This is a genomic window from Nocardia stercoris (genome assembly GCF_003696265.1).
GTDB lineage: Bacteria > Actinomycetota > Actinomycetes > Mycobacteriales > Mycobacteriaceae > Nocardia > Nocardia stercoris.
This window is the reverse complement of the sequence record NZ_RFFH01000047.1, coordinates 1-1,616: the sequence shown is the minus strand read 5'-3', so window position 1 is coordinate 1,616 and position 1,616 is coordinate 1. Positions and strand designations below refer to the sequence as shown.

Here is a 1,616-nt window from a genome sequence, read left to right as displayed (position 1 = left end):
CGGCGGTGCGGGCGGCGTCCTTGTCCGGCCCGTCCGCCAGACCGACCACCGGCGTACCGTCGGCATCGAGCCACGCGCCCGCGAAGGAATCCGGGAAAGTCCCGCGGATCGAGTCGGCGAACCGCACCAAATTCTGGCCGGTCTCCGCCCGATCGAGGTACTGGTCCGGGCTCAGACCGAGGTCGCGCTGGATCGCGGCCACCAGGTCCGCAGGCAACGCGGACGCCGGCGCGGCAGGCGCCGGAGCGGGGGGCTGCGCGAGCGTGAGGGCCACGCTGGGCACGGTCAGGAGCAGGGCCGCAGTGCCGATCATCGCGGCACGGCGAGCGTTTGTACTACGCATGAGAGGATCTTTCGGATCGGGGTATTCGGGCATGGCCAAGGCGTCTGGGCCGGGGTGGGAGCGGTTTATTCGGGCTCGGACGCGCACGCATGTTGGAGGTGATTTCCTTCGAGTTATGTCGAACTACGTTCGACTGTGATCCAGGCCGCTCATGTCGGGAAAGGATAGAATTCCACGGCGCGCAAGAGAAATCGTAGTTTTTGGATAGTCCACAAATAATTGCTGTAGTTCGAGCGCGAGCCTGGCCCTACTGAACGCAATATGATCCGACACGAAGCGGCCCCGGAATCAGCGGTCGCGGGGTTGTTTTCACCGCGGTGCTGCACCGCCACGCAATTGCGTGAGCGGCCGGCAAGGGAGCGGGGTTCGCACCGGGCTGTCGGACCAGAACTTCCCGGCGGCCGGGGCCGGCCGGCCCGGGGTTCGGCGGACTGGCCGGTGGACAGCAGCTTCTTCGGTTCCGCGACATCGACTTCCGGCGAACGGCCGGCCACGAATCGAACTATCGTCTCCTTCGGTTCGGTGCTATCGGTCAGTGAGTCGTGTTCACACCGAAGAAGTTAGCGGAGAGTGGATTCGAAGGGAAATCTCAGTCTCCGAGTTCTCCACAACTATGAATTGTTATTGATCGCAGTAGTGTTCGGCCGATTCTCGGCGCGGTGGGCGGTGTCGTCGCGCGCAATCGGCCCGATTACTCGTTCTCCGCGGCTACCCTGGCGCAGCATCCTGGTTCGACTAATGCTCTACTCGATTTCTGCGTGTCTGAGCGAGTTGGACAGCATCGCCCCTGCCAGGCTCTGCGGGTGGCAGATCAGCTTCTACTGGCCGCACCACGTTTCGCGGCCTCAGTGCGTGGCGACAACTGCCGGTACCGGTGTCTCGATGATGTCGCCTCCGAAGGTGAGTCGGTCGACGATCGCGCGGCGCCGGTGAGCGTCTTCGTCCAGCCGAAGAGGCTCTCGTTGGACGCAGCCGGAGCCGGTCTCGTACAACGCTACCGTCGCAGCACGCTGCTGCTCGGACAACGAACTTGACACACGCATGAGACTGCTCCCCGGAGATCGGAACTGATTTTCTCAGTCCAACTTCCGGGGAGCAGTTCATATGCGGCGCCACCCCATCAACTCACCCCGAGGCACACCTAGTTGTACTGACCTGAGAGGTTGGGAACGCGGCTGGCTGGCGGGTGTCCGCCGAGTGCGGTGTGGCCGCGGTGGTGATTGTAGGTGTGCAGCCAGTCGGTGAACGCAGCACGGCGTTCGGCCTCTGACCG

General features: G+C 63.9%; 1 protein-coding gene and 1 pseudogene. Both read right to left on the bottom strand.

Going from position 1 to position 1,616, the window contains the following annotated elements; genetic code table 11:
* A pseudogene (locus EBN03_RS33495) lies at positions 1-343 on the bottom strand (protease); the annotation flags it as partial.
* Between the two features lie 1,141 nt (positions 344-1,484).
* Positions 1,485-1,616 (bottom strand): integrase core domain-containing protein (locus tag EBN03_RS33485; RefSeq protein WP_147471806.1); only part of this gene is annotated, 132 nt, incomplete at its 5' end.